This window comes from Burkholderia sp. 9120, from assembly GCF_000745015.1.
Lineage (GTDB): Bacteria > Pseudomonadota > Gammaproteobacteria > Burkholderiales > Burkholderiaceae > Paraburkholderia.
Window position 1 is genome coordinate 3,030,073 of record NZ_JQNA01000002.1, and the last position, 24,027, is coordinate 3,054,099.

The following is a 24,027-nucleotide window of genomic DNA, read 5'->3' on the forward strand; positions in this document are numbered from 1 at the left end:
GTGTTGGTTTCGAGGTAAGCCCAAGTCCGCCCAGCTAAGCCCAAGTAAGCCGTCTCGCCTCCGCTCTACGCCGCTCGCTGCTACTGCCCCAGCAGACTCTTCAGCGCATTCCCCAAGCCTTTCACCGTTTCCCCGGCACCTTTCGCCACGCCCTCGACGCTCACCCCCAGCGTCTTCGCAAAGTCCGCGCCGATCCGCTTGACGATGCCTTCCCGCACCGAGAACTTCGGATCGCGCAAATTTCCGTCCAATACGAAATGCAGGGTGATGTCGCCGTTGTGCGATTTGAGCGCGGCAATGGCGGCCTTGGTCGGAATCGACATGAAGGTGTCGAGCGGATCGCCGCTGTCGGCGAGTTGCAGGTTGTGGACCGTCACTGTGCCCGGCGCATGCAACTGATAGTTGCGCACGGTCGAGTCGACTGTCAGATCGACCGTGCCGCCCGTGACCTGTGCTTTCGCGCCGGCCTTTTTCAGCAGGTACGGATCGAGCATGGTGACATCGACGCCGCGTAGCATGCTGGTGGTTTGCGAATCCTTGCTGGCGATCTTGATCCAGCCGTTGAACGACACCGTGCCGGTATGCGCCGGCCCTTTAATCGAACCGGTGAGGTTCAAGTTGGTCGGCTCGGTGAGCGCGGGTAGATGCAAATGATCGACGGTTGCGTTGGCGTTGCTGACCGTCACTTTGAAGGCCGGCGGGCCGACCGTCATGTCGTAGAAGTGGAAGTTGCCCTGTTCGAAACTGATGTGATCGACCAACTTCTCGCGCGGGGTCGCAGGCGCTGCCGCACCGCTGGCCTGATTGTCCGCCTGGTTCACCGATTGCCGCAAATTCGGCAGCAGATCGATCGTGCCGTCTTTCGCGCGCAGCACAGCGATGTCGAAACCGCGCACGACCACGCTGCGCAAATGCATGCGCCGCGCGATCAGATCGCGAATGTCCGGTGTGAGCGTGATTTCGTCCGCTCGGAGCGGGTCGCCAGCGGGCCACCCGGGCGGTGCCTTGAGGACGACGTTGGTGAGATGAACCGAGGTGAGGCCGACGTCGATACTGTCGGCGCTACCTGAGGGGCCGAGCGCTGCAATCACTCGCGCCTTCACTTCGCGCTGCGCGAATTGCAACGCGCCGATCGCGGCGACGATCAGCACCAGCAGCACACCGCCCACGGCAACAATCCAGCGCTTGCCCTTCGACATCGCCATGCTAATTGCCTCCTCGTCACCGCGCGGCGCGGTGTGGCTATGGCCGGCTTTTGAGCGCGTTGGCCTCGCGCTGATCGTGGCACGCAATGCGTGTGCCTTGCGGCCTCGTATTCGACAAAACAACAAGATCAACCGGGCGGCCCATCTGCTCGACGAACCGCCCGCCAACCCAACGCCTTAGCGTGCGATCGGCTTGTAACGCAGACGCCTCGGTCGAGCGGCTTCTTCGCCAAGACGCGCGCGCTTGTCCGCTTCGTATTCCTGGTAGTTACCGTCGAAGAACGTGATTTGCGAATCGCCTTCGAACGCGAGGATGTGCGTCGCGATCCGGTCGAGGAACCAGCGATCGTGCGAGATCACCATCACCGAGCCCGCGAACTCGAGCAACGCGTCTTCCAGCGCGCGCAGCGTTTCGACGTCCAGATCGTTCGACGGCTCGTCCAGCAGCAGCACGTTGCCGCCCGCGATCAGCGTCTTGGCCAGATGCAGACGACCGCGCTCACCGCCCGACAGGTTGCCGACCAGCTTCTGCTGGTCGCCGCCCTTGAAGTTGAAGCGGCCGATATACGCACGCGACGGCGTTTCGTACTTGCCCACCGTCAGCACGTCCGCACCGCCGGCGATTTCGTCGAACACGGTCTTCGAGCCGTCCAGCGCGTCGCGGCTCTGGTCCACGTACGCCAGCTTGACGGTCGGGCCTTGCACGATCTCGCCCGAATCCGGCTGTTCGCGGCCGGTCAGCATGCGGAACAGCGTCGACTTACCGGCGCCGTTCGGGCCGATGATGCCGACAATCGCGCCCGCCGGAATCTTGAAGCTGACGTTGTCGAGCAGCAGACGGTCGCCGTACGACTTGCTGACGCCCTTGAACTCGATCACTTCATTGCCGAGGCGATCGCCGACCGGGATGAAGATTTCCGAGGTTTCATTGCGCTTCTGGTAGTCCTGGCTGTTCAGTTCCTCGAAGCGGGCGATACGCGCCTTCGACTTGGCCTGACGGCCCTTCGGGTTCTGACGGACCCACTCCAGTTCCTTCTTGATCGCCTTCTGACGCGCCGATTCCGACGACTCTTCCTGCTTCAGGCGCTCTTCCTTCTGGTCGAGCCAACTGCTGTAGTTGCCCTTCCACGGAATGCCGTGGCCGCGGTCGAGTTCGAGAATCCACTCGGCGGCGTTATCCAGGAAGTAGCGGTCGTGGGTGACGGCGACGACGGTGCCCGGGAAGCGGGTCAGGAACTGTTCGAGCCAGTCGACCGATTCCGCATCCAGGTGGTTGGTCGGTTCGTCGAGCAGCAGCATGTCCGGCTTTTCGAGCAGCAGCTTGCACAGCGCGACGCGGCGCTTTTCACCGCCCGACAGATGCTCGATTTTGGCGTCCCACGCCGGCAGGCGCAGCGCGTCGGCGGCGATTTCGATCTGCTGTTCGGCGTTGCCGTCCGAGGTAGCGAGGATCGCTTCGTACTTGGCCTGTTCGGCGGCGAGCGCGTCGAAGTCGGCGTCTTCTTCCGCGTAGGCCGCGTAGATTTCGTCGAGCTTCTTCTGCGCGTTGAACACGTCGCCGAGGCCTTCCTCGACGGCTTCACGCACCGTCTTGTTCGGGTCCAGTTGCGGTTCCTGCGGCAGATAGCCGATGTTCAGGTTCGGCATGGGCGTGGCTTCGCCCTCGATGTCCTTATCCACACCCGCCATGATGCGGATCAGCGTCGACTTGCCCGAGCCGTTCAGGCCGAGCAGGCCGATCTTCGCGCCGGGGAAAAACGACAGCGAGATGTCCTTCAGGATTTGACGCTTGGGCGGCACGATCTTGCCGACCCGGTTCATGGTAAAGACGTATTGGGCCATTTGTTCGCAATTGACGTTGACGACGCCGGCCGCGGTGGGGCGGGCGGTCGTGGGGTGGATGGGTAATCGGTGTTGTGGCCGGGCAGAGCGCCCGGCACCGGCCGGCGCGGCATCGAGCGCGATGTCAACGCGCGACGCCCCGCGCACGGGCGGGTTCTTCAGGTGGCATTGTACTTCGGCGGATGGGCGGGACGGCAGGGGCTGTCCGTTAGGCCAGGGGCGCTTCGGACGCTCAGAGCCAGTCGGCCACGCCGCCGTGCCGCGAACAGGTACCGCTGCGATGCCGGCTGAAACTGTAGGTGCCGTCGCGGCAACGTGCGCTCGCGCCTTCGGGCGCCTTGCCGGACAGTGAGCGAGCCGGCGCGTGGACGGTGTTGCCGTCGCGATTCGTGTAGGTGTTGTGGTTGCTGAGGTTCGCTTCGTCCGGCGTTGTGCCGGGCGGCACATACGCGAACGCGGACGACATACTGAGCAGCAGCACCGTGGCGACGGCCGCGCCACGGCGAAGGATCTGATTGAAGGCGGTGCCTTGCATGGTCTCTCAAGTCGTTGTTATGCCGGCCACGCCTGAGTGCGCGACTGTGCTTGCGGCAAACCGAAGCTCGCTCAGTTCGCGCGCCGTCCCGTCGCCGGATCGAAGAAGTGCAGGTGCTGCGCGGGTAGCGCCACTTGCAGCGCTTCGCCCGCCCCGGGCCGATGCGTATGCGGCAAGCGCACCGTCACGTCGTGCTTGCCCCAACGGCCGTGCGCGAGATTGTCCGCGCCGAGCAGTTCGCAGGAGTCGACCGTGAGCGTGGCGTGCGCGGCATTCGCGGCGCCCGGCGTCATGTGCTCCGGCCGGATGCCCAGCGTCCATTCACGTCCCGCCGCGACTTCGCGGCCGATCGACGGCACGTCCGTCAGCGGCAGCTTCGGGCCGTTGCCGGCCACTTCGAAACTCGAACCGTCGTCCGAGATCCGGCCGTCCAGCAGATTCATCCCCGGCGAACCGATAAAGCTCGCGACGAACACCGTGGCCGGCCGCTCGTAGACTTCGGTCGGCGCGCCGATCTGCTCGGCGTGGCCCTTGTTCATCACGATCACGCGTTGCGCCAGCGTCATCGCTTCGATCTGATCGTGCGTCACGTACAGGCTGGTGGTGGCGAGGCGCGCATGCAGACGCTGGATTTCGAGCCGCATCTGCACGCGCAAACGGGCGTCGAGATTCGACAACGGTTCGTCGAACAGAAACACGGCAGGTTCGCGCACGATCGCGCGGCCCATCGCCACCCGTTGACGCTGGCCGCCCGACAGTTCGCGCGGCTTGCGTTGCAGCAAGGGTTCAAGTTCGAGAATCTGCGCGGCGGCCTGCACGCGCTTCGCGATCTGCGCCCGCTCGACGCCCGCGATCTTCAGCGCGTAGCCCATGTTTTCGGCCACGCTCATATGCGGGTACAGCGCGTAGTTCTGGAACACCATCGCGATGTTGCGGTCTTTCGGCTCCAACTTGTTGACGACCTTGCCGGCGATCGAAATGCTGCCCTCGGAGATGCCTTCCAGTCCCGCGACCATCCGCAGCAAGGTGGATTTGCCGCAGCCGGACGGGCCGACCATCACGACGAATTCGCCGTCGGCGACGTCGACGTCGATGCCGTGCAGCACGAACTGTTTGCCGTCGTAGGTCTTTTTAACGCCTTGCAGAGTCAGTGCAGCCATGCCGTTTTAGCCTTTCGTTGCTTGCCGCGTAGCGCGCGGCGTTGTCTCGGTGTTGCGCTGGTGTTGTGCTGGTGTTGCCGATCGCCATGCCAGGAGCCGTGCGGCTCACTTCTCCGTATCCACGAGCCCACGCACGAACCAGCGCTGCATCGTCAGCACGACCGCGAGCGGCGGCAGGATCGCGAGCAGCGTCGCGGTCATCACGAGATGCCATTCGGTCGCGGTGTCGCCGGACGCGATCATGCTCTTGATGCCGACCACCGCCGTCGTCAGCGATTGCTGGCTGGAGATCAGGATCGGCCACAGATACTGATTCCAGCCGTAAATGAAGGTGATCACGAAGAGCGCCGCCATGTTCGTCTTCGACAGCGGCAATACCACGTCCCAGAAGAAACGCATGGCGCCCGCACCGTCGATGCGCGCCGCTTCCATCAACTCGTCCGGCAGCGTCATGAAGAACTGGCGGAACAGGAACGTCGCGGTGGCCGACGCGATCAGCGGCAGCGTCAAGCCGCTATACGTGTTGCCCAGATGCATGGACGTGACGACCTGCACGGTCGGGAAGATCCGCACTTCGACCGGCAGCATCAGCGTGATGAAGATCAGCCAGAACGCGAGATTGCGGAACGGAAAGCGGAAGAACACGATCGCGTACGCGGAGATCATTGACACGGAGATCTTGCCGATCGCAATTGCCAGCGCCATCACGAGGCTGTTCAGCAGCATGCGGCCGAACGGCGCGGCGGCGTTGCCGCTGCCCTGCGACCAGACGGTCGCGATGTTCTCGAACAGATGGGTGCTCGGCACCAGCGAGAGCGGCACGCTGAACACTTCGTGTTCGCTCATGGTCGCTGCGCAAAACGCGACGTACACCGGAAACACCACCAGCACGACGCCCACAAGCAGCACCGCATGGCAGAAGAGGTCGAAACCGCGGCGGTTCTCGATCATGAGTATTGAACCTTGCGTTCGATAAAGCGGAATTGCACGACCGTCAGCGCGACGACGATCACCATCAGGATCACCGATTGCGCGCCGGAACTGCCGATGTCGAGTCCCTGGAAGCCTTCGGCGAAGATCTTGTAGATCAGCGTGCGGGTGGCTTGCGCGGGGCCGCCGCCGGTGGCCGCGTCGATCACCGGGAAGGTGTCGAAGAACGCATAGGTGATGTTGATCACCAGCAGGAAGAAGCTGGTCGGCGACAGCAGCGGCAACGCAATGCCGAAGAAGCGTCGCACCGGACCGGCGCCGTCGATCGCCGCCGCTTCGATCAGCGAACGCGGAATCGCCTGCAAGCCGGCGTAGAAGAACAGGAAGTTATAGCTGACCTGCTGCCAGACGGAGGCCAGCACGACCAGGAACATCGCCTGGCCCGCGTTCAACGCGTGATTCCAGACAATGCCGTATTTAGCGAGCGCGTAAGTGACGAGGCCGATGCTCGGATTGAACAGGAACGACCACAGCACGGCGGCGATCGCGGGCGCGACCGCATACGGCCAGATCAGCAGTGTTCGGTAGACCTTCGCGCCGCGCACCACGCGATCCGCGCAGACCGCCAGCAGCAGCGAGATCACCAGCCCCGACACGGTGACGAGTGCGCAAAAAATCAGCGTCGTATAGAACGACGACAGATAGAGCGGATCGGCGAATAGTTGCTTGAAGTTCGCGAGCCCGACGAATTCGCTCGACGTGCCGAACGCGTCCTGACTCTGCGTGGACTGCCACAGCGCCTCGCCGGCCGGCCACAAAAAGAACAGCAGCGTGATCGCGAGTTGCGGTGCGACGAGCAGATAGGGCAGCAGGCTGGTGCCGAAGCTGGAGCGCTTTTCCATCGAATCTTCCCAAGGTTCCGCAGTGACTGCGAGTTCCGGCGCGGTCGTACCGGAACCCGGCTCGCGCGCGCTACGTAGCGCGCGCGAGCCCGTTGCTCACTTAGTTGCCGGCTTTCTCGAAGCGGCGCAGCAGGTCATCGCCACGCGAGACGGACGAGTCGAGCGCCTGTTGCGGCGTCTTCTTGTCCGCCCAGACCTGTTCGAGTTCTTCGTCGATCACGGTGCGGATCTGCGGCATGTTGCCCAGACGCAGGCCCTTCGTGTACGGCAGCGGCGGCTTGTTGAGCATCTGCTTGATCGCGGTGTCGCTGCCCGGGTTCTTCTCGTAGAAGCCTTGTTGCTGCGTCAACTGATACGCGGCGGTGGTCACCGGCAGGTAGCCGGTATCCTGGTGCCACTTCGCGGCAACCGGCGCCGACGACAGGTACGCGAGGAACTTCGCCACGCCCTTGTACGTTGCCGGATCCTTGCCCGACAACACCCACAGGCTCGCTCCGCCGATGATCGCATTCTGCGGCGCGCCCTTCACGCTCGCGTCGTACGGCATCATGCCGGTGCCGAAATTGAACTTCGCGTACTTCTTGATGGTGGCGAGCGACCCCGACGAATTCGTGATGATCCCGCAGTCGCCGCTATAGAACTTCGACACCGGTTCGTCCTTGCGGCCGACATAGGTGAAGGTGCCTTCCTTCTGCATGTTCTGCAGGAACTGGATGTGCGCGACCTGCAGCGGCTTGTTGAATTCGAGCTGCGCATCCGCGCCGTCGAAGCCGTTGTTCTTCGACGCGAACGGCACGCCGTGCCACGCGCTGTAGTTCTCGAGCTGAATCCAGCTCTGCCAGCCCGACGAGTAACCGCACGCCATGCCCGACGCTTTCAGCTTCTGCGCGTCGGTTTGCAGTTCGGCCCAGGTTTTCGGCGGCTGGTTCGGATCGAGGCCCGCTTTCTTGAAGGCGTCCTTGTTGTAGTACAGCACTGGCGTCGAGCTGTTGAACGGCATCGAGATCAGCTCGCCGGTCTTCGCGTCGCTGTAATAGCTGGCGATGGTCGGCACGAAGGCCTTCACGTCGAGCGGCACGCCGGCCTGCTTGAACACGTCCGAGACCGGGATCACGGCCTTCTTGGCCTGCATCATCGTGGCGGTGCCGACTTCGTAGACCTGCAGGATCGCGGGCGCGTTGCCGGCGCGATACGCGGCGATACCGGCGGCGAGCGTCTGGTCGTAGGAGCCTTTGAACACCGGCACGATCTTGTAGTCGCTTTGCGACGCGTTGAAGGCGTTGGCGATATCGTTCAGACGTTCGCCCAACGCGGCTTCCATGCCGTGCCAGAACTGGATTTCAGTCGCGGCCTGGGCCGCCTGGCTGACGCCGACGCTCAACACGGCGGCTACGGAAAGCGTACGGAACAGCGGCTTGAAACTCATCGATGTGTCTCCTGTCGACCCGAGTTGGCGCTCTAGCGCTTACTCGGGTCCCATGCAAGATCCTTGCGGATCGGATCGGGCGCGATTGCGAATCGCGCGATTCTAGTTGTGTTCGATGACAGTCCGGCGTCGATGGCCGGGCGGCGTGGCGCGCTTTGGGCGGGCGCCGACTGCGGCAATTTAACATCGGCTGTCACGAAACGGAAACATGGGCGTCTGGATAACGTTTTGCGTGAGGTCAACGTGAAGGCACGCTCGCTGGACCTGGCGGCCGATGGGTTGGCATGATGGATGGAGAAACGGGAGCGTGCTTTACGCGATGGGCGGCACGCATGCGTCATGTGACTTTTAATCAGGATTCCAGATGCTTGATTGGGTGCGGCGGGTGGTGGGTGGTTCGATACTGGGTCTCGTATTGGCGGGTTGCTCGTTTGCGCCGGGAACTTCTGGGAGCGTCGCGAAGCCCTTTACGACGCTGCCAAAAATCATCGCGCACCGAGGCGGCACCGGCGACGCGCCGGAAAATACGCTGGAGGCGATCCGTCTGTCGGTCGAGCATCGCGCCGACGTGATGTGGCTGTCGGTGCAGTTGAGCAAAGAGGGGGTGCCGGTTCTGTATCGGCCGGCGGATCTGTCGGCGCTGACGGACGCGAAGGGCCCGGTGTCGGCTTACACCGTGGCTGAACTCGCGCGCGTGAACGCCGGTTGGAGCTTCCGTCAGGGCGACGCGTATCCGTATCGCGATCGTCCTGTCGGCATTCCGACGCTGCGTGAAGCGCTGCGCGCCGTGCCGCGAACCATGCCGGTGATCCTCGACATGAAGGCATTGCCTGCCGGCGCGCAGACGCAAGCGGTGGCACATGTGCTCGATGAGGAGCAGGCGTGGTCGCGAGTGTCGATCTACTCGACCGAAGCGGATTATCAACAGACTTTCGCGGCGTATCCGCGCGCAAAACTATTCGAATCGCGCGATGCCACGCGTGGACGCCTGGTGCGCGTACTGTTGAATCAAGGCTGCGTAGACGCGCCGGCCGAACATGCCATGAGCGCGTTCGAACTGCGTCGCGCATTGACGGTGGTGGAGAAGTTCGCGCTGGGAGAGGGGCGGTCGGACGTGCAGGCTACGTTGTGGACGCCGGCAACCGTCGCGTGTTTCCGGCAAAAGGCCGACGTGCAAATCGTCGCGATTGCGGTGAACAGCGCGGATGATTATCGGACGGCCGCGTGTCTCGGGATCGATGCAGTCCTGGCGGATTCGCCCTTGAAAATGGTGGGCGTGCGCGATGGCATGACGTTGCCGCTGCACTGTGAACGGGCTGGGGCGGTGGGCGGTCAGTAAGACTCCCGGGCTCGTAGTCAGAGCTCGGAATACTTCGTCGCCGTCCCTTTAGATTTCTCTACCGGATAACGCTCTTCATTCAACGCCACTTTCTCCATGGCGGCGTCGACCAGATCGAAGCCCGCCGTGTGAGCGACCAGCATCAGGTAAATGAACACGTCCGCGCATTCATGCTCCAGATGCTTTTTGCGCTTAGGATCGAGCAACAACGCATCCACTTCGGAATCGGTCTTCCACTGGATCGTTTCCAGCAACTCGCCGGCTTCGATGCTGGTCGACACGATCAGGTTGCGTAGCGTGTGAAACTGCTTCCAGTCGCGGGCCTCGCGGAACGCAAGCACCCGTTCGAGCAGATCGCTGTTGGTCATGGTTGGACTCTCCGTTGCTGAAAAAGAAAAAGCCCGTTATTAACGGGCTTTGATGGGCTTGCGCGGGCTTTAGCGGGGTGGTGAGATCGCGATGGATCTGCCTGCCGTGCCGAACCTTAAACGTTGAACAGGAAGTTCATCACGTCGCCATCATGCACGACGTATTCCTTGCCTTCAGCACGCATCTTGCCGGCTTCTTTCGCGCCTTGCTCACCCTTATAGCTGATGAAGTCATTGAACGCGATGGTCTGCGCACGAATGAAACCGCGCTCGAAGTCCGTATGGATCGCGCCCGCTGCCTGCGGTGCGGTGTCGCCGATATGAATCGTCCAGGCGCGCACTTCTTTCACGCCGGCCGTGAAATACGTTTGCAGACCCAGCAGCTTGAACGCCGCACGGGCCACGCGGTTCAGGCCCGGTTCTTCCATGCCCATGTCGGCGAGGAACACGGTCATGTCGGCTTCGTCGAGATCGGCGATTTCCGCTTCGATCGCGGCGCACACTGCCACGACCGGCGCGTTTTCCGCTGCCGCGAACTTCGTGACCGCGTCCAGATGCGGGTTGTTCTCGAAACCGTCGTCCTTCACGTTCGCCACGTACATGGTCGGCTTCGCGGTGATCAGGCAGAACGGCTTGATGGTGGCTTTTTCTTCGTCCGAGAGATCGAGCGCGCGGACCGGCTTGGCCTGGTCGAGTTGCGCGCGGACTTTTTCGAGCACCGCGGCGTTCTTGATCGCTTCCTTGTCATTACCCGACTTGGCGGCCTTCGAATAGCGCGACAGCGCTTTTTCGACGGTGGCGAGGTCGGCCAGCGCCAGTTCGGTGTTGATCACCTCGATGTCCGACAGCGGGTCGACCTTGTTCGCGACGTGAATCACGTTGTCGTCTTCGAAGCAGCGCACCACGTGCGTGATCGCGTCGGTTTCGCGGATGTTCGCGAGAAACTGGTTGCCGAGGCCTTCGCCCTTGCTTGCACCGGCCACCAGACCGGCGATGTCGACGAATTCCACCACCGCCGGCAGGATGCGCTCCGGCTTGACGATTTCAGCGAGCGCCTTCAAACGCGCGTCCGGCACTTCGACGATGCCGACGTTCGGTTCGATCGTGCAGAACGGGTAGTTTTCGGCGGCGATGCCCGCCTTGGTCAGTGCGTTGAACAGGGTGGACTTGCCGACGTTAGGCAGGCCGACGATGCCGCATTTGAGGCTCATGGAAATCCTTCAGTGATTCAGTAAGTTGCGTGATGCGCTCGACGCTGGGTGCAGGACTCGAAAAGCCTTCGCGTTTGGCGTGGCGGCGGACCGCAGCGGAGCGGGACAAGACACCGGGTCGGGCAGGGCCTCGACGGTCCCGGGCGAGTCTCGTCACGGAAAGCGCAATTGTAACCCGTTCGGATCGGCTTCCTAAGAGGGGCGGGGCAAACCAGGCGCGCCGGGAAACGCCGGGAACTGCACGGAAACAGCCGCCAACCCGTGGAAACCCCGCGAAGTCCATTCGTCGGAACATTGTAAGATGACCGTCCGGGGCCGCTAGAGCCCTTTCCGAGAGAGCATGATGAAAATAACAACAGGGCTGAGATGGGGCGCGGGCATTGCACTGGCGGCGGGTGTCGTCGTGTGGCTGTTGCCTAATTATGATGAGGCGCAGGCCGCAACCGACCGTCAAACGATCAACTGCATGACGAGCGCGCTCACCCTCGACGATAAGCGCCGTATCGCCGGGTTTGCCGACACCAACGACTTCGACTCGCTGTGGCGCGTCTATGACCGGGTGTTCCCGGACTGCATGGTGCGCGGCGACCAGCGTGACCATAAGCGCGAGCTGGTGTCGAACGCGTGGCGGGTGCTGTCGTCCGACCGCGACTTCATGCTGCTGCGCGAATCCCATGCGGCACACGCCGCGCAAGGGCATTAGCGCATTAATCGGCGGAGACCTTGTTCCGGGCCAATATGCCGCGCGCCTCGATCCGTCCCCCGCAACCCCCGCGGCTATAATGCGCGCATGAACGCACACCACCAGACCTTTGATGTCGCCGTGATCGGCGGCGGGCTCGTCGGCAAGACCGCGGCATTGGCGCTGACGCAAGGCGGACTGCGCGTGGCGCTGCTCGCGCAGCCCTGCGCGGCGCTGCCGGCCGGCGCCGTATTCGACTCGCGCGTCTACGCGTTGTCGTCGAGTTCGCAGGCGCTGCTCGAGCGTTTGCGGGTCTGGCAGGCGCTCGATCTGGCCCGCCTGGGGCCGGTCTACGACATGCGCGTTTATGGCGACGCGCACGCCGAACTGCATTTCTCCGCATTCCAGGCGTCGGTGCCGCAACTGGCGTGGATCGTCGAGTCGTCGGTGATCGAACGCGCATTGGATGCGGCGCTGCGCTTCCAGCCTAATCTCACCTGGATCGACACGCGTGCGCAGGCGCTGGACTTTACTGTCGACGGCGCCAGCGTCGGCCTCGCCAACGGCAATGTGCTCGAAGCCGATCTGGTGGTCGGTGCGGACGGCGCGCATTCGTGGGTGCGCGCGCAGATCAACTCGAAGATGGACCGCCGCGACTACAGGCAGACCGGCGTCGTCGCGAACTTCAAGGCCGAAAAGCCGCACAGCGAAACCGCTTACCAATGGTTCAAGGACGGCGAGATCGTCGCGCTGCTGCCCATGCCGGACGGCCATGTGTCGCTGGTCTGGTCGGCGCGCACCGAACACGCTGAAAAGCTGGTCGCGCTCGATCCGGCGCAACTCGCTGCCGAAGTGGAACGCGTGACGGGCGGCCAGTTCGGCGCGCTCGAATGCGTGACGCCCGCGCAAGGTTTCCCGCTCGCGCTGCAAACGGTCGACCGGCTGGTCGCGCCGCGCGTCGCGCTGGTCGGCGACGCCGCGCACCTGATTCATCCGCTGGCGGGCCAGGGCATGAACCTCGGTTTGCGCGACGTCGCGGCGCTCGCCGATACCGTCGCCGGCAAGGAATCGTTCCGCGACCTCGGTGACATGGTGCTGTTGCGCCGCTACGAACGCGCTCGCCGCGAAGACATTCGCGCGCTGATGATCGCCACCGACGGCCTGCAAAAACTCTTTTCCGCGCCCGGCCCGTTCGCCAAGGTGCTGCGTAATACCGGCATGGCGTTCGTCGGCGCGCAACCGTTTATCAAGCGCTGGCTGGTGTCGGCCGCGCTGGGTTAAAGCATCCCACCCGGCACGCCGCGGCTGGCGAGACGGGTATCATGAACGGATGGGCGCCGTTCCGGTCAGACCGGAACCGTCGCAAAACGCGTACACCGCGCGAATGAACCAGGAATTCAGCATGAAAAAGACCTTCCGCGTGGCGGCCGCCGCGCTTGCCATCGCCGCGATCACGCTGGGCTGCTCCGCCCAGGCCGATCAGACCACCGACAAACTCAAAGCCACGCTGCAAACGCGTCTGGCCGACGTGACGATCAAGAGCGTGACGAAGTCGCCGATTGCCGGCATATACGAAATCAACCTTGGCACGCAGATCGTCTATAGCGACGCGAACGGCGACTACCTGTTGCTCGGCGACATGGTCGACGCGAAGACCCGCAAGAACCTGACGGAAGCGCGTCTGTCGGAAACCAACCGCATCGATTTCGCGAGCCTGCCGTTCGCGAACGCGGTGAAGGTCGTGAAGGGCAACGGCTCGCGCAAGATCGCCGTGTTCTCCGATCCGAACTGCCCGTACTGCAAGCAGCTCGAAACCACGCTCAAATCGATCGATAACGTGACCGTGTACACGTTCCTGTACCCGGTGCTGTCGCCGGATTCGACCGCCAAGTCGAAGTCCATCTGGTGCTCGACGGATCGCGCCAAGGCCTGGGAATCGTGGATGCAGGACCATCAGGCGCCCACCGCCGCCGGCACCTGCGACACCGCCGCGATCGACAAGAACCTCGCGCTCGGCCACGCCATGAACGTGGACGGTACGCCGACCGTGTTCCTCGCCGACGGCCGCCGTCTGCCCGGTGCCGTGCCGGCCGACCGGCTCGACAAGGAAATGTCCGCGGTGCATTGAGTCGCACACAGTTCGGACCATATATAGAGAAGCAAGGAGGCGCAGTGCGCCTCCTTTCACATTCAGCCCCAACATCCCCGCCTCACACTCTCCTAATCGCCGCCGATGAAGCCGATCCGCTACACCATCGTTCCCAAGCAACCCGCCGCCCACCTGTTCGAAGTCACCGTGACCGTCGCCGATCCCGATCCGGCCGGCCAGCGTTTCATGCTGCCGGTGTGGATTCCGGGCAGCTACATGGTGCGCGAGTTCGCGCGCAACATCGTCACGCTGCGCGCGGTCAACGACGCTGGCCGCAAGGTGCGTGTCGAGAAGACCGACAAGCACACGTGGCAGGCCGCGCCTGTCAAAGGCGCGTTGACGCTGCGCTACGAGGTGTATGCCTGGGATCTGTCGGTGCGCGCCGCGCATCTGGACGACACGACGGGTTTCTTCAACGGCACCAGCGTGTTTTTGTCGCCGCTCGGTCATGAAGAAGCGCAATGCGTGGTCGACATCCAGAAGCCGGACGGCGCCGCGCATCGCAACTGGCGCGTCGCCACGGCGTTGCCGGAGGCGCGTGGCACGAAGCGCTACGGCTTCGGCGAATATCGCGCGCAGAACTACGACGAGCTGATCGATCACCCGGTCACGCTGGGTGAATTCGCGCTGGCGACGTTCGACGCGCATGGCGTGCCGCACGACATCGTGATCGCCGGCCGCGTGATCGGGCTGGACATGGCGCGACTGTCCGCCGACCTGAAGCGCATCTGCGAAGCGCAGATCGCGTTGTTCGAGCCGAAGTCGAAGAAAGCGCCGATGGATCGCTACGTGTTCATGACCCAGGCCGTCACCGACGGTTACGGCGGCCTGGAGCATCGCGCTTCGACCGCGCTGATCTGCAATCGTGGCGATCTGCCGGTGCAAGGACGCGACGCGCTCAGCGAAGGCTACCGAACCTACCTCGGCTTGTGCAGCCACGAGTATTTCCACACCTGGAACGTGAAGCGCATCAAGCCGGCGGTGTTCGCGCCGTACGACCTGAACGTGGAAAACACCACGTCGTTGCTGTGGCTGTTCGAGGGCTTCACCTCGTACTACGACGACCTGATCCTCGTGCGCAGCGGGCTGATTTCGCCGGACGACTATTTCGGCCTGCTCGGCAAGGTGGTGGGCGGTGTGCTGCGCGGCAGCGGCCGCCTGAAGCAGACCGTCGCCGAAAGCTCGTTCGACGCGTGGGTCAAGTACTACCGTCAGGACGAGAACGCGCCGAACGCGATCGTCAGCTATTACACCAAGGGCTCGCTGGTCGCGCTCGCGTTCGATCTGACGATCCGCGCGCAGACCAACAACCGCAAATCGCTCGACGACGTGATGCGTCTGCTGTGGCAACGTTTCGGCCGCGACTTTTATCGCGGCAAGCCGGTCGGCGTGGAAGAAAGCGAGGTCGAAGCGCTGTTCGCGGAAGCGACCGGCGCGCAACTCGGCGAGCTGTTCGCCGAGGCCGTGCATGGCACGCGCGATTTGCCGCTCGAAACGCTGCTCGCGCCGTTCGGCGTCACGCTTGCGCCTGAATTCGACAAGAACGCCCGGCCGTCGCTCGGCGCGCGCTTGCGCGGCGGCGCGGATTGCACGCTGGCGGCGGTGCATGAAGGCAGCGCCGCGCAGAAAGCAGGGCTCTCGGCCGGCGACGTGCTGATCGCGCTCGACGGCCTGCGCGTGACCGGCTCGAATCTTGACGGCCTGCTGGCACGCTATCAGCCGGGCGCGAAAGTCGAGGTCCACGCGTTCCGCCGCGACGAACTGCGCACCACGCAAGTCAAGCTGGACGGGCCTGAGCCGGCACGCTACAAGCTCGCGGTCAGCGACAAAGGGACCGCCGCGCGCAAGGCCCGCGAGCGCTGGCTTGCAAGCTGATCGTAATCGTCGGCGTTATTAATCGACGGCCGAGGGCGGCGGATTGTTCTACCAGTGCAACAATCCGTCGCTGCCGGATGGCTTTTTCTCGGGGCGGTAAAAAAACACAATGGCTCCACTCGCGCAAAACTGCGCGCCCCTACTGGAGTCACCGACATGACCACGATCCTGCAAATCAACTCGGCAGCCCGTTCGCAAGGCGCGAACTCGACGCTTCTCGTCAACGAACTGACCGCCAAGCTGCAACAATCGAATCCGGGCGCGCAAGTCGTCGTCCGTAATCTGCAAGCTGAGCCGCTGCCGCACCTGGACGACGCCGTCCTCGGCGCGTTCTTCACGCCGGCTGACCAACGCACCGCCGAGCAGGCCGAAATCGCCGCACGCAGCGAAGCGCTGATCGCCGAACTGCAAGCCGCCGACATCGTCGTGATCGGTGCACCGATGTACAACTTCGGTATCTCGTCGCAGCTCAAGACGTACTTCGACTTCATCGCACGCGCCGGCATCACGTTCCAGTACACGGCGAACGGTCCGGAAGGTCTCGTGAAGGGCAAGAAGGTCCACGTCGTGTCGGCACGCGGCGGCAAGTATCTGGGCACGCCGAACGACAGCCAGACGCCGTATCTGAAGGCTTTCCTGGGTTTCCTCGGTATGACCGACGTGAACTTCATCTACGCCGAAGGCCTGAACATGGGCCCGGACGCAGCGACCGCCGCGCTGGTTTCGGCGCGCGAAGCGATTGCCGCTGCGTAAGAAGGTCGATGGAAGGATTGACGCGCTGGTTTGAACCGGCGCGCATCGCAGTGTAGTGCGCGATGTAACGATGCAATGAAAAACGCCACGGGTTTGAAACCCGTGGCGTTTTTGTTTTTTCCGGTTCGCGCGCCGATGCGCTTATGCACTGACTCGCCGATGCGCGCCTGGACGTATTGCCGTTACGCCAACATCTGCGCTTCGTCCGGCAAGCGCCAGTCGATCGTTGCACGGCCGTGCTGCGCGAGATACTCATTCGCCTTCGCAAAATGCCCGCAGCCGAGAAAGCCGCGATGCGCCGACAGCGGCGACGGATGCGGCGCTTCCAGCACATAGTGCGATTTGCCGCCGAGCAGCGCACGCTTCGCTTGCGCGTGCGCGCCCCACAGCATGAACACCAGGCCGTCATGACGCATGGCGAGTTCATGGATCAGCGTGTCCGTACACTTTTCCCAGCCGCGTTTCGCGTGGCTCGCCGCGGCGTCGCGTTCGACCGTCAGCACCGTGTTCAGCAGCAGCACGCCCTGTTTGGCCCACGTGTCGAGACAGCCATGACGCGGCGTGTCGTGACCAAGGCTCGCGGCAATTTCCTTGAAGATGTTGCGTAGCGACGGCGGCGTGCGCACGTTCGGCGCCACCGAAAATGCCAGCCCATGCGCTTGCGGCGTGCCGCGGTCTTCGCCGTGATACGGGTCCTGGCCGAGGATCACGACTTTCACTTCGTCGGGACTGGTCAGGCGCAGCGCACGGAATACGTCGGCGGGATACACGGTCTTGCCGGCCGCGCGTTCACCGTCGACGAAACGGCACAGCGGCGCGTAAGCGTCGCTTTCGATGAACGGCTTGAGATGTGTGCGCCATGCCGGGGGCAGGGCGGCGAATTGGGCTTCGAGGGCCGGCGGCGCGCCAGCCGATGAAGGCGAAACCGGGTTGGTCGGTGCGTCGGCGGGTGAGGGCGCGGCGTCGCCGAAAAGCGAAGCCTGCGACGAATCGGAGCGGGTACGGGAAGCGGAGGTCATGGCGGGGAAGTGTCGCAGCAAACGCGGTGTTGCTCAAGGTGCGGCGGTGAAGCGCGGACGGCGCGCGCCAGGTGCTGAGGTGTGCGCGACGTCGCGCGTTCATCAAGCCGTATGTCGGTGCGTGCCGCGTTGCAGCGCTTGCCGCCGTTCAGCCCGCCCGCAGCTGATACCCGCGCTGTGCTTTGCTGACGTTATCCGGCGCAAGCCCTGCGATCGCTTTGCCAAGTTCCGCCGCCAACGCATGCAAAGCGGCTTCGTCGCCGGATTTCAGTTCGAGTTCGACCTCGGAAATCGGCGCGCGGCGCGTTTCACCATTCACTTCGGTGATCACGTCGCCTTGATCGATCGCGGCTTCGACCGTCGCGCCGTTCAGCTCGACGTTCCACAGCGTGCGCGTGAAGTCCGTGCGGAACAGTTCGACCAGCTCCGGTGCGGCCTGACGCAATGCTTCAGCCGCGCTCGGCTCATCGCACTCGTGCAGTAACGCGTCGATCTCGAGCTTTTCGCCCGCCACCGGCATTTCCCACTCGTGCCGGCTGTGCAAACCGTCTTTCGCTTCGCCGACCGTCTTGAAGGTTTGCAGCCAGCCGTCCGGCGTGTGACGCAAACGCAGCGCGCTTTTCGACTTCGCCAACGTCAGCGCCGGCGTATCGAAGTAAATATTCGCCAGCCTGACATCGCGCCCTTCTGCGCCTGTCCGCGCGACAAACCACTGCGTCGCCGCCTGCACCTGGTCAGCCGGCAGCGCCAGCTTGATTTCGCGTTCCATGCTCATGATCTGCCTTACTCCGTGTGCCGCCGTGCCGCGTGTCGACTGTGGCGCTCAGAAAAACATCCGCGCCAGTTCGACGCCCGGCTCTTCCGCGCGCATGAACGCCTCGCCGACGAGGAACGTATGCACGTCCATCGCGCGTAGCCGTTCGACGTCGACGCGCGACAGAATGCCCGACTCCGTGACGACGATCCGGTCGTCCGGAACCGCTTCGAGCATGCCGATGGTCGTCTCGATCGACGTTTCGAATGTGCGCAGATTGCGGTTGTTGATACCGATCAGCGGCGTTTTCAGCGTGAGCGCTTCCATCAGCTCACGGCTGTCGTGTACTTCGACCAGCACGGCCAGATTCAGCGAATGCGCGAGCGCTTCGAGGTCTTGCATCTGCGGGGTTTCGAGCGCGGCGGCGATCAGCAGGATCGCGTCGGCGCCCATCGCGCGGGCTTCGACGATCTGATACGGATCGACGATGAAGTCTTTGCGCAACACCGGCAGTTTGCAGGCCGCGCGCGCTTCTTCCAGATACGCGACGCTGCCCTTGAAGAACTGCACGTCGGTCAGCACCGACAGGCACGCCGCGCCGTGCTGTTCATACGAACGCGCGATCTCGGCGGGCACGAAGTCTTCGCGCAGCACGCCTTTCGACGGGCTCGCCTTCTTCACTTCGGCGATCACCGCGGCGAGGCCCGCCGTGTGCTTCGCGCGCAACGCGCCGACGAAGTCGCGAATATCGCGCGACGCCGCTTCGAGGCGCAGTTCTTCAAGCGACGCGCTTTGCTGCGCCGCGCGGACTTCTTCGCGTTTGATCGCGATGATCTGGTCGAGAATGTCGCTCATCTGTGTCTCGCTACGTGATTAGTGCTTGAATTGCTGGGTGAAGCGGATCAGATCGTCGACCTTCGCACGAGCCTTGCCGCTCGCGATCGCTTCGCGCGCCAGTTGAATGCCGTCCGCGATCGACGCCGCCACGTTTGCCGCATACAGCGCCGTACCCGCGTTCAGCGTAACGATTTCGCGCGCGACGCCCGGTGTGTTGTCGAGCGCTTCGAGCAGCATCGCTTTCGATTCGGTCGCGTCGGCCACTTTCAGCGAGCGGTTCGACACCATCTGCAGGCCGAAGTCTTCCGGATGAATCTCGTACTCGTGGACCTGGCCGTCGCGCAACTCGCCGACCTGCGTCGCCGCGCCGAGCGAGACCTCGTCCATGCCGTCCATGCCGTACACCACCAGCACATGCTTCGCGCCGAGGCGTTGCATCACGCGCACCTGAATCCCGACCAGGTCGCCGTGAAACACGCCCATCAACTGATTCGGTGCGCCGGCCGGATTGGTCAGCGGCCCGAGAATGTTGAACAGCGTGCGCACGCCGAGTTCACGGCGCACCGGCGCGATGTTCTTCATGGCCGGATGATGGTTCGGCGCGAACATGAAGCCCATGCCGGTTTCCGCGATCGACGCCGCCACCTGTTCCGGCTGCAGATCGATATTCACGCCGAGCGCTTCGAGCACGTCCGCGCTGCCCGACTTGCTCGACACGCCGCGGCCGCCGTGCTTCGCGACTTTCGCGCCGGCCGCGGCCGTGACGAACATGGTGGCCGTGGAAATATTGAAGGTTTGCGAGCCGTCGCCGCCGGTCCCGACGATATCGACGAAGTTCGAGTTGTCCGGCACGTCGACGTGCCGGGCAAATTCACGCATCACCGTGGCGGCCGCGGTGATTTCGCCGATGGTCTCTTTTTTGACGCGCAAGCCGGTAATGATCGCTGCCGACATCACCGGCGACAGTTCGCCGCGCATGATGAGGCGCATCAGATGCAGCATTTCGTCGTGGAAAATCTCGCGGTGCTCGATGGTCCGTTGCAGCGCTTCCTGGGGCGTAATCGACATGATTTCGTCTCTCTTCATCAGGCGCGTTGAGTGGACGCGAGTTTCGACTGCTTCACGAAGTTCTCGAGCAGCGCGTGGCCGTGTTCGGACAGGATCGATTCCGGGTGGAATTGCACGCCTTCCACCGCCAGTTCCTTGTGACGCACGCCCATGATTTCACCGTCTTCGGTCCATGCCGACACTTCGAGACAATCGGGCAGCGATTCGCGTTCGATCGCGAGCGAGTGGTAGCGGGTCACCACGAAGTGCTTCGGCAGGTCGGCGAACACGCCTTTGCAATCGGTTTCGATCGTGCTGACCTTGCCGTGCATGATGGTCTGCGCGCGCACCACGCGGCCGCCGAACGCTTCGCCGATGGCCTGATGGCCGAGGCAGACGCCGAGAATCGGCGTTTTGCCGGCGAATTCGCGCAGCACGTCGAGCGTGATGCCGGCGTGTTGCGGATTGCTCGGGCCGGGCGACAGGCAGATGCGCTCGGGGTTGAGCTTCGCGATCTCGTCCAGCGTGATTTCGTCGTTGCGGTAGGTGCGTACGTCTTCGCCGAGTTCGCCGAAGTACTGCACCAGGTTGTAGGTGAACGAGTCGTAGTTGTCGATCATTAGCAGCATGGTGTGTCTCCGGTCAGAAGTCGCTATCGAGGCCGTCTTGAACCTGTTCGGCGGCGCGCAACACGGCGCGTGCCTTGTTCTCGGTCTCTTGCCATTCGGATTCGGGCACCGAATCGGCGACGACACCCGCTGCCGCTTGCACATACAGATTGCCGTTCGCGATCACGCCGGTGCGGATCGTGATGGCGAGATCCATTTCGCCGGTGAAGGACAGGTAGCCGACCGCTCCGCCGTACAAGCCGCGTTTGACGGGCTCCAGTTCGTCGATCAGTTCCATCGCGCGAACCTTCGGCGCGCCGGACAACGTGCCGGCCGGGAAGGTGGCGCGCAACACGTCGAAATTGGTGGTGCCGGGTTTCAGCTTGCCTTCGACCGAACTCACGATGTGCTGCACGTGCGAGTACTTTTCGATCACCATCTTGTCGGTCACGACCACCGAGCCGATCTGCGCGATGCGGCCCACGTCGTTACGCGCGAGGTCGATCAGCATGACGTGCTCGGCGACTTCCTTCGGGTCGTTCAACAGTTCGGTGGCGAGTTCCGCGTCGCGTTCCGGCGTATTGCCGCGCGGACGCGTGCCGGCGAGCGGCCGGATCGTGACGATCCGGTCTTCGCCGCGCTTTTCCTGGCGCACCAGAATTTCCGGCGATGCACCCACGACGTGGAAGTCGCCGAAGTTGTAGTAATACATATACGGCGACGGATTCAGCGAGCGCAGCGCGCGGTACAGCGAGAGCGGATTGTCGCGGAACGGCTTGGTCAGGCGTTGGCCGACCTGCACTTGCATCAGTTCGCCGGCCGCGATGTATTCCTTCGCCTTGCGCACGGCGGCGAGGTAATCGTCTTTGGCGAATTCGCGGTAAGTCTCGGTGCGCACGCTGGCCGACGTGACCGGCGGCTGCACGGTCGTGCGCAAACGCTGACGCAACTCACGCAGACGTTGCTTGGCCTTCGCATAAGCCTCAGGCTGCGTCGGATCGGCGTAGACCACCAGATAGAGCTTGCCGGCGAGGTTGTCGATCACCGCGACTTCTTCGGTCAGCAGCAGCTGGATATCGGGCAGATTCAGATCGTCAGGCGGCGCGGTGTGCGCGAGCTTCTTCTCGATGTAACGCACCGCGTCATAGCCGAAATAACCGGCCAGACCGCCCGCGAAACGCGGCAGCCCAGGGCGCTGCGCCACTTTGAAGCGGCCCTGGAATTGCTGGATGAATTCGAGCGGATCGCCTTCGTGCGTTTCGACGACCTTTCCGTCGCGCACGACTTCGGAGATGCCGTTGCGGGTACGCAGCAGCGTGCGCGCCGGCAAGCCGATGAACGAATAGCGGCCGAAGCGTTCACCACCCACCACCGATTCGAGCAGAAACGAATTGGCGCCGTTGCGCTCGCTCTGCGCGAGCTTCAGGTAGAGCGACAGCGGCGTTTCGAGGTCGGCGAGCGCTTCGGCGATCAGCGGAATGCGATTGAAACCCTCGTTGGCGAGGGACTGGAATTCGAGTTCGGTCATGTTCCGATCCTGTACGGTGATCCGGCGGCAGCATGCGTCGGACAAAGCGGGGCGTTGCGCGGCCGGTCAGGGCGTTCGTTCGACAGTTTCGACACGATGATGATACCGACCGGCGCGAGTTTCCCATCGACGCGTGCAAGCAGTGTCAGCGCACGACGGTACTTTGTGGGTACACGCAGGCCGATTCAACCGATGCAGCGAAACAGGACGATGGAAAAAACGCGTGAGCGCAGCGAAGCAAAAAACGGTTGCCGAAGACGAGCTTCAGCGTACCTCAGGCGAGGTTAGCGCGACCAGCGACGCCAGGGCCAGGCTCCCCGGTCGATGCTAATCAGACTCCGTTTTTTGTTCAGAAACATGAGAATGGTGGACTTTTCAGGTCGTTGAATGGTGCGCTGCGATCGCCTTGGCGGCGTCGAGCAGCGAGGCAACTATACCATCGGATTTTATTTCTTGTATAGCGCGACCATGGTTGTAGCCATAGGGCACGGTCAGCGTCGCCATGCCCGCTGCACGGCCGGCCAGCGCGTCGTTTTCCGAATCGCCGATCGCCACCGTGGCTTGCGGCTCGACGCCTAACTGCGCCGCAGCGGTCAGCATGGGCAGCGGGTCCGGTTTCTTTTTAGCGAGGCTGTCGCCGCCGAGCACAACGCTGAAATATTGCGCAAGCCCGTATTGCTGCAACAACTCGACCGCGAAGCGGTGCGGCTTGTTGGTCACGCAGGCGAGCTTGATGCCGGCCTCGCGCATGGCGCTCAGGCCGGCTTCCACGTCGGGATAGAGCCGCGTGTGCGTGCCGTTGATTTTTGCGTACTCTTCCTGATAGATCGCGAGCGCTTCGTCGAAACGGTCTTGCGCATGCTCCGCTTCGAAACGCGGCGCCAGCACGCTGCGGATCAGATGCTCCGAACCCTTGCCGACATAGCCGACCACTTCTTCACGCGAGGTTTCCGTCGCGTCGAGTTGCGCGAGCATGCCGTTCAGGCCGGCGGTGAAATCGTCGGCGGTATCGATCATCGTGCCGTCGAGGTCGATGATCGCGGCTTGCAGGCGCGGACCGGTGAAGGTCGGCGCGGGAAACGAGGCGTGAAGCGGAGCGGTCATAGGGCGTGCAGTTTTTAGTGCTGGATGTTGGCGAGCGCCGCGCGCATCTTTTCGATCACGACCTTGTGATCGGGCTGGCCGAAGATTGCCGAGCCGGCCACGAACGTGTCCGCGCCAGCCGCCGCGATTTCGGCGATGTTGTCGACCTTCACGCCGCCGTCCACTTCCAGATGAATCTCGCGGCCGGTGCGCTCCTTGTACGCGTTGATACGCGCGCGCGCTTCGCGCAGCTTGTTGAGCGCTTCAGGAATGAACGACTGACCGCCGAAGCCCGGATTCACCGACATGATCAGCACGAGGTCGACTTTGTCCATGACGTGATCGAGGTGGTTCAGCGACGTAGCCGGGTTGAACACCAGGCCGGCCTTGCAGCCGTGGTCGCGGATTAGCGACAGCGTGCGGTCGATATGGTCCGAGCCTTCAGGATGAAAGCTGATCAGATTCGCGCCGGCCTTGGCGAAATCCGGCACGATCCGGTCGACCGGACGCACCATCAGATGCACGTCGATCGGCACGTCCACGTGCGGGCGGATCGCCTCGCACACGAGCGGCCCGATGGTCAGGTTCGGCACGTAATGGTTGTCCATCACGTCGAAGTGAATCCAGTCGGCGCCGGCGGCGACGACGTTGCGCACTTCCTCACCCAGACGGGCGAAGTCGGCGGACAGAATGCTGGGGGCAATGCGGAATTGCGTCATGGCGGGGAAGGATGCAAGCGGGAAAGCATCATTTTACCGTTTTGTGCGCTCGGAA

23 protein-coding genes are annotated in these 24,027 nt (G+C 63.3%); 6 read left to right on the forward strand and 17 right to left on the reverse strand.

The window, feature by feature from the left end:
- Positions 1–80: 80 nt before the first annotated feature.
- From FA94_RS21790 to ugpB, 7 genes are all read right to left on the reverse strand, one after another.
- Positions 81–1,205 (reverse strand): DUF748 domain-containing protein, encoded by a 1,125-nt coding sequence (locus tag FA94_RS21790; RefSeq protein WP_035554990.1) that lies wholly within the window; start codon positions 1,203–1,205, stop codon positions 81–83.
- 177 nt (positions 1,206–1,382) lie between these two features.
- Positions 1,383–3,047, reverse strand: a complete 1,665-nt coding sequence (gene ettA, locus FA94_RS21795; RefSeq protein WP_035554993.1) for an energy-dependent translational throttle protein EttA — start codon at positions 3,045–3,047, stop codon at positions 1,383–1,385.
- A gap of 232 nt (positions 3,048–3,279) precedes the next feature.
- Entirely contained in the window at positions 3,280–3,582 is a 303-nt protein-coding gene (locus FA94_RS21800) for a DUF3761 domain-containing protein (RefSeq protein WP_035554997.1), read from the reverse strand.
- Between the two features lie 71 nt (positions 3,583–3,653).
- Entirely contained in the window at positions 3,654–4,742 is a 1,089-nt protein-coding gene (locus FA94_RS21805; RefSeq protein ID WP_035554999.1) for a sn-glycerol-3-phosphate import ATP-binding protein UgpC, read from the reverse strand.
- Positions 4,743–4,847: 105 nt separating this feature from the next.
- Positions 4,848–5,693 (reverse strand): sn-glycerol-3-phosphate ABC transporter permease UgpE, encoded by an 846-nt coding sequence (gene ugpE, locus FA94_RS21810; RefSeq protein ID WP_035555002.1) that lies wholly within the window; start codon positions 5,691–5,693, stop codon positions 4,848–4,850.
- Positions 5,690–6,574 (reverse strand): sn-glycerol-3-phosphate ABC transporter permease UgpA, encoded by an 885-nt coding sequence (ugpA, locus tag FA94_RS21815; protein ID WP_035555005.1) that lies wholly within the window; start codon positions 6,572–6,574, stop codon positions 5,690–5,692. Before ugpA ends, ugpE begins: the two co-directional genes overlap by 4 nt.
- 100 nt (positions 6,575–6,674) lie before the next feature.
- Positions 6,675–8,000, reverse strand: coding sequence for a sn-glycerol-3-phosphate ABC transporter substrate-binding protein UgpB (gene ugpB / locus FA94_RS21820; protein ID WP_035555007.1), 1,326 nt, complete (start codon positions 7,998–8,000; stop codon positions 6,675–6,677).
- Between the two features lie 364 nt (positions 8,001–8,364).
- On the opposite strand from ugpB, the gene FA94_RS21830 reads away from it, so the two are divergent.
- Positions 8,365–9,339, forward strand: a complete 975-nt coding sequence (locus FA94_RS21830) for a glycerophosphodiester phosphodiesterase family protein (RefSeq protein ID WP_035555014.1) — start codon at positions 8,365–8,367, stop codon at positions 9,337–9,339.
- A 17-nt stretch (positions 9,340–9,356) separates the two neighbouring features.
- On the opposite strand, the gene FA94_RS21835 is transcribed toward FA94_RS21830, so the two are convergent.
- On the reverse strand, positions 9,357–9,707 hold the full coding sequence (locus FA94_RS21835) for a nucleotide pyrophosphohydrolase (protein ID WP_035555017.1): 351 nt from the start codon (positions 9,705–9,707) through the stop codon (positions 9,357–9,359).
- A gap of 116 nt (positions 9,708–9,823) precedes the next feature.
- Positions 9,824–10,918 carry a redox-regulated ATPase YchF gene (gene ychF / locus FA94_RS21840; protein WP_035555020.1) on the reverse strand — a complete coding sequence of 365 codons (1,095 nt, stop codon included), beginning with the start codon at positions 10,916–10,918 and terminating at the stop codon, positions 9,824–9,826.
- A 340-nt stretch (positions 10,919–11,258) separates the two neighbouring features.
- Between ychF and FA94_RS21845 the strand changes: the two genes are divergently transcribed.
- From FA94_RS21845 to FA94_RS21865, 5 genes are all read left to right on the forward strand, one after another.
- Entirely contained in the window at positions 11,259–11,621 is a 363-nt protein-coding gene (locus FA94_RS21845) for a hypothetical protein (RefSeq protein WP_231584996.1), read from the forward strand.
- 87 nt (positions 11,622–11,708) lie between these two features.
- A complete protein-coding gene (locus tag FA94_RS21850) occupies positions 11,709–12,881 on the forward strand; it encodes a UbiH/UbiF family hydroxylase (RefSeq protein ID WP_035555023.1) in 1,173 nt (390 codons plus the stop codon).
- 121 nt (positions 12,882–13,002) lie between these two features.
- A complete protein-coding gene (locus tag FA94_RS21855) occupies positions 13,003–13,728 on the forward strand; it encodes a DsbC family protein (RefSeq protein ID WP_035562643.1) in 726 nt (241 codons plus the stop codon).
- 105 nt (positions 13,729–13,833) lie between these two features.
- Entirely contained in the window at positions 13,834–15,624 is a 1,791-nt protein-coding gene (locus FA94_RS21860) for a M61 family metallopeptidase (protein ID WP_035555026.1), read from the forward strand.
- A 156-nt stretch (positions 15,625–15,780) separates the two neighbouring features.
- Complete coding sequence (locus tag FA94_RS21865; protein WP_035555030.1) at positions 15,781–16,377, forward strand: FMN-dependent NADH-azoreductase; 597 nt, start codon at positions 15,781–15,783, stop codon at positions 16,375–16,377.
- A gap of 182 nt (positions 16,378–16,559) precedes the next feature.
- Here the strand turns inward: FA94_RS21865 and FA94_RS21870 are convergent, their stop codons facing one another.
- The 8 genes from FA94_RS21870 to rpe all read right to left on the reverse strand — a co-directional run bounded on the left by FA94_RS21870 (position 16,560) and on the right by rpe (position 23,972).
- The gene (locus FA94_RS21870) at positions 16,560–17,396 is read right to left on the reverse strand and encodes a uracil-DNA glycosylase (protein ID WP_035555033.1); all 837 of its coding nucleotides are present in this window, start codon (positions 17,394–17,396) and stop codon (positions 16,560–16,562) included.
- 148 nt (positions 17,397–17,544) lie between these two features.
- Complete coding sequence (locus FA94_RS21875; RefSeq protein ID WP_035555036.1) at positions 17,545–18,171, reverse strand: CYTH domain-containing protein; 627 nt, start codon at positions 18,169–18,171, stop codon at positions 17,545–17,547.
- Positions 18,172–18,219: 48 nt separating this feature from the next.
- The gene (gene trpC, locus FA94_RS21880; protein WP_035555039.1) at positions 18,220–19,005 is read right to left on the reverse strand and encodes an indole-3-glycerol phosphate synthase TrpC; all 786 of its coding nucleotides are present in this window, start codon (positions 19,003–19,005) and stop codon (positions 18,220–18,222) included.
- Positions 19,006–19,023: 18 nt separating this feature from the next.
- Positions 19,024–20,055 carry an anthranilate phosphoribosyltransferase gene (trpD, locus tag FA94_RS21885; protein WP_035562646.1) on the reverse strand — a complete coding sequence of 344 codons (1,032 nt, stop codon included), beginning with the start codon at positions 20,053–20,055 and terminating at the stop codon, positions 19,024–19,026.
- A 17-nt stretch (positions 20,056–20,072) separates the two neighbouring features.
- Positions 20,073–20,663 carry an aminodeoxychorismate/anthranilate synthase component II gene (locus tag FA94_RS21890; RefSeq protein ID WP_035555042.1) on the reverse strand — a complete coding sequence of 197 codons (591 nt, stop codon included), beginning with the start codon at positions 20,661–20,663 and terminating at the stop codon, positions 20,073–20,075.
- A 13-nt stretch (positions 20,664–20,676) separates the two neighbouring features.
- Positions 20,677–22,170: an anthranilate synthase component I gene (trpE, locus tag FA94_RS21895; protein WP_035555045.1), complete on the reverse strand. Its 1,494-nt coding sequence runs from the start codon at positions 22,168–22,170 to the stop codon at positions 20,677–20,679.
- 375 nt (positions 22,171–22,545) lie between these two features.
- Positions 22,546–23,274, reverse strand: coding sequence for a phosphoglycolate phosphatase (locus tag FA94_RS21900; protein WP_035555047.1), 729 nt, complete (start codon positions 23,272–23,274; stop codon positions 22,546–22,548).
- 14 nt (positions 23,275–23,288) lie between these two features.
- Positions 23,289–23,972, reverse strand: a complete 684-nt coding sequence (gene rpe / locus FA94_RS21905) for a ribulose-phosphate 3-epimerase (protein ID WP_035555050.1) — start codon at positions 23,970–23,972, stop codon at positions 23,289–23,291.
- Positions 23,973–24,027 lie beyond the last annotated feature (55 nt).

Excerpts from the sequence above, each read along its gene's own strand:
- FA94_RS21790 (WP_035554990.1), bottom strand. The coding sequence starts at position 1,205 with ATGGCGATGTCGAAGGGCAAGCGCTGGATTGTTGCCGTGGGCGGTGTG.
- ettA (WP_035554993.1), bottom strand. The coding sequence starts at position 3,047 with ATGGCCCAATACGTCTTTACCATGAACCGGGTCGGCAAGATCGTGCCG.
- FA94_RS21800 (WP_035554997.1), bottom strand. The coding sequence starts at position 3,582 with ATGCAAGGCACCGCCTTCAATCAGATCCTTCGCCGTGGCGCGGCCGTC.
- FA94_RS21805 (WP_035554999.1), bottom strand. The coding sequence starts at position 4,742 with ATGGCTGCACTGACTCTGCAAGGCGTTAAAAAGACCTACGACGGCAAA.
- ugpE (WP_035555002.1), bottom strand. The coding sequence starts at position 5,693 with ATGATCGAGAACCGCCGCGGTTTCGACCTCTTCTGCCATGCGGTGCTG.
- ugpA (WP_035555005.1), bottom strand. The coding sequence starts at position 6,574 with ATGGAAAAGCGCTCCAGCTTCGGCACCAGCCTGCTGCCCTATCTGCTC.
- ugpB (WP_035555007.1), bottom strand. The coding sequence starts at position 8,000 with ATGAGTTTCAAGCCGCTGTTCCGTACGCTTTCCGTAGCCGCCGTGTTG.
- FA94_RS21830 (WP_035555014.1), top strand. The coding sequence starts at position 8,365 with ATGCTTGATTGGGTGCGGCGGGTGGTGGGTGGTTCGATACTGGGTCTC.
- FA94_RS21835 (WP_035555017.1), bottom strand. The coding sequence starts at position 9,707 with ATGACCAACAGCGATCTGCTCGAACGGGTGCTTGCGTTCCGCGAGGCC.
- ychF (WP_035555020.1), bottom strand. The coding sequence starts at position 10,918 with ATGAGCCTCAAATGCGGCATCGTCGGCCTGCCTAACGTCGGCAAGTCC.
- FA94_RS21845 (WP_231584996.1), top strand. The coding sequence starts at position 11,259 with ATGATGAAAATAACAACAGGGCTGAGATGGGGCGCGGGCATTGCACTG.
- FA94_RS21850 (WP_035555023.1), top strand. The coding sequence starts at position 11,709 with ATGAACGCACACCACCAGACCTTTGATGTCGCCGTGATCGGCGGCGGG.
- FA94_RS21855 (WP_035562643.1), top strand. The coding sequence starts at position 13,003 with ATGAAAAAGACCTTCCGCGTGGCGGCCGCCGCGCTTGCCATCGCCGCG.
- FA94_RS21860 (WP_035555026.1), top strand. The coding sequence starts at position 13,834 with ATGAAGCCGATCCGCTACACCATCGTTCCCAAGCAACCCGCCGCCCAC.
- FA94_RS21865 (WP_035555030.1), top strand. The coding sequence starts at position 15,781 with ATGACCACGATCCTGCAAATCAACTCGGCAGCCCGTTCGCAAGGCGCG.
- FA94_RS21870 (WP_035555033.1), bottom strand. The coding sequence starts at position 17,396 with ATGACCTCCGCTTCCCGTACCCGCTCCGATTCGTCGCAGGCTTCGCTT.
- FA94_RS21875 (WP_035555036.1), bottom strand. The coding sequence starts at position 18,171 with ATGAGCATGGAACGCGAAATCAAGCTGGCGCTGCCGGCTGACCAGGTG.
- trpC (WP_035555039.1), bottom strand. The coding sequence starts at position 19,005 with ATGAGCGACATTCTCGACCAGATCATCGCGATCAAACGCGAAGAAGTC.
- trpD (WP_035562646.1), bottom strand. The coding sequence starts at position 20,055 with ATGTCGATTACGCCCCAGGAAGCGCTGCAACGGACCATCGAGCACCGC.
- FA94_RS21890 (WP_035555042.1), bottom strand. The coding sequence starts at position 20,663 with ATGCTGCTAATGATCGACAACTACGACTCGTTCACCTACAACCTGGTG.
- trpE (WP_035555045.1), bottom strand. The coding sequence starts at position 22,170 with ATGACCGAACTCGAATTCCAGTCCCTCGCCAACGAGGGTTTCAATCGC.
- FA94_RS21900 (WP_035555047.1), bottom strand. The coding sequence starts at position 23,274 with ATGACCGCTCCGCTTCACGCCTCGTTTCCCGCGCCGACCTTCACCGGT.
- rpe (WP_035555050.1), bottom strand. The coding sequence starts at position 23,972 with ATGACGCAATTCCGCATTGCCCCCAGCATTCTGTCCGCCGACTTCGCC.